The 2,220-nt window shown below is 47.0% G+C and carries 4 protein-coding genes; all 4 read left to right on the forward strand.

Features of this window, described 5'->3' with window-relative positions; translation table 11 throughout:
• Positions 1 to 265 (forward strand): hypothetical protein (locus tag ACJMM9_RS10095; RefSeq protein ID WP_405326323.1); only part of this gene is annotated, 265 nt, incomplete at its 5' end.
• 185 nt (positions 266 to 450) lie between these two features.
• A complete protein-coding gene (locus ACJMM9_RS10100) occupies positions 451 to 1,284 on the forward strand; it encodes a methyltransferase domain-containing protein (protein ID WP_002584969.1) in 834 nt (277 codons plus the stop codon).
• A gap of 131 nt (positions 1,285 to 1,415) precedes the next feature.
• Positions 1,416 to 1,712, forward strand: coding sequence for a DUF3847 domain-containing protein (locus ACJMM9_RS10105; protein WP_002592867.1), 297 nt, complete (start codon positions 1,416 to 1,418; stop codon positions 1,710 to 1,712).
• Between the two features lie 231 nt (positions 1,713 to 1,943).
• Positions 1,944 to 2,220: MobA/MobL family protein (locus ACJMM9_RS10110; protein ID WP_405326326.1), on the forward strand; the 277-nt coding region annotated here is incomplete at its 3' end.

Genomic DNA, 2,220 nt, shown 5'->3' on the forward strand with positions numbered 1-2,220 from the left:
CACAGACATCTGGTTTGATGAGAAAGACCCGTTGATCCATATCCGTACCCACAACACCGACTTGAAGAAGCGGCTTGCCGCCTATGCCGAGCAGCACCCCGATGTGTGCCGCCAGACCGACGCAGACCCGGAAACGGGCTGCATGGAGTTTGACATTGAGAAAGGCCGCTTCTCTTTCCGTCTGACCGCCCCATACAGCGAGGAACGGCGGGAAGCGGCGCGGCGGTATGCCAGAGAGAGCAACGTCGCCGACAGGCTGAAATAGAGTTGAAATGTTCATAGTTTTGTGCTATACTTTTTCTAAAAGCAGAGTAATACTGCGGAATTGATTGGAGGACAACACAATGGTTACATTTATGAGATTAAGATAAAACCGCGAGTTATGTTGCGGTTATCCGTATTGCATAACTCGCTTATTGAAGCAGAGATGTAATTACGGAGGAAAAACAAATGAATAATAATTTATCACGCTTTGCAGACAGCAAGGTTTATTTTCAATGCCCAATTTGCACAAAATCAATGGATATACAAGGCAATAGCCTAATTTGTAGACATGGACATTGCTTTGATATTTCAAGATATGGGTATGTAAATTTGTTGTTAAAATCATCGCCCAAAACCAACTACAGCAAGCGGTCTTTTGACAACCGGCACCAAATTTTGGAGTATGGCATGTATGATGTTGTGTTGGAGAAAATCATACAGTTTATTTCTGATACGCCATCTATAAGAAACATTTTAGATGTTGGTTGCGGCGAGGGTTTCTATGCAAGGCAGATACAGCAAAGAACAGAACGAAACATCTTTGCCTTTGACTTGTCAAGGGAGGCAATACAGATTGCATCAAAAAAAGACAAGCGCAAAGCAGTGAAGTGGTTTGTTACTGACTTATCAAAAATCCCTTTGAAAGACGGAAGTATGGATTGTATTTTAGACATATTTTCGCCTGCACACTACAAAGAATTTCAGCGATTGCTATCTCCTAACGGATATGTTGTGAAAGTAATTCCTACGAAAAATCATTTGAGGGAAATCAGGACTAAAGTGCAAGCACACTTGAAAAATCCAGATTATTCAAATGAGTCTGTCGTTGAATATTTTGAGAAATATCTTAAAACCATTTCAAGAGAAACGGTTTCAGCCACCGTACAGTTGTCATCAGAACAAAGAATGTCGTTTATTGAAATGACGCCGCTTCTCTTTTGCGTTGAAAAAGATTGCGTTGATTGGCGTACTCTCACACATTTGACAATCGAAGCTGATGTTTTAATAGGAATGTATTAAAGGGCGTATTGATATTTAATATTCCCATTTATTGAGCAGAACGGAGTAAACCAAACACCCTAATCAAAAGGACAGCCGAGGAAATCGACTGTCCTTTTTCTATGCCGACAGGTAGAAAGGAGTGACCACCCATGACGAAACCGAGAGAAAAAAAACGCGAGGAATTGCAAGCCGAGATTGAGGACGGGAAGAAGAAAATCCGGCAGCTTGAAAATCGGGAAAAGGTGTTGCGGCAAAAGTTATCCCAAGAGGAACGCCGGACGCGCAGCCACCGGCTGGTCGTCCGAGGCGCAGTCTTTGAGAGCATTGTGCCGGAAGCCAAGACCATGACCGATGAGGAAGCCGCCGCCTTTCTCCGGCTTGCCCTGACGAGCGAGGAAGCGCGGGCTTATCTGAAAAAACGCACCGAGGGCGGGAAAAGCGAATAATCCCTTTGGAACAAAGGGCGCACTTATACACCCTTGCGGGCGTGTGCGCTCTGCCGAGGGCGTATCTCCGCACAGGGAACTTTCCCCGCGCTCCGATATGGCGGCTTTGCCGCAACAAGGGGCTGCACCCCTTGCGCCGCTTACGCGGCTATCCCTGCACACCCACAAAAACAGTACACCCGCCGTTGGCGTCTGTACCATTTTTGCGGGTTTGGTTATCCTATCCGGGAGGTGATACCCATAGCCATTTACCATTGTAACATCGGCATTGTGAGCCGAGGAAAAGGCAAGTCAGCCGTTGCCGCAGCCGCCTATCGAAGCGGCGAGAAAATCACAAACGAGTGGGACGGAATGACCCATGACTACACCCGCAAGCGCGGCGTTGTCCATACGGAAATCCTACTGCCGCCCCATGCCCCGCCCTCTTTCTCTGACCGCGCTACTCTATGGAACAATGTGGAACTTTACGAGAAAGCCGGGAACGCCCAGCTTGCCAGAGAGATTGACG

Origin of the sequence: Fibrobacter sp. (genome assembly GCF_045112255.1) — a bacterium.
In the GTDB taxonomy this organism is placed as follows: domain Bacteria; phylum Fibrobacterota; class Fibrobacteria; order Fibrobacterales; family Fibrobacteraceae; genus Fibrobacter.

Coding starts and splice junctions, on each gene's coding strand:
- ACJMM9_RS10105 (WP_002592867.1), top strand. CDS start 1,416: ATGACGAAACCGAGAGAAAAAAAACGCGAGGAATTGCAAGCCGAGATT.
- ACJMM9_RS10100 (WP_002584969.1), top strand. CDS start 451: ATGAATAATAATTTATCACGCTTTGCAGACAGCAAGGTTTATTTTCAA.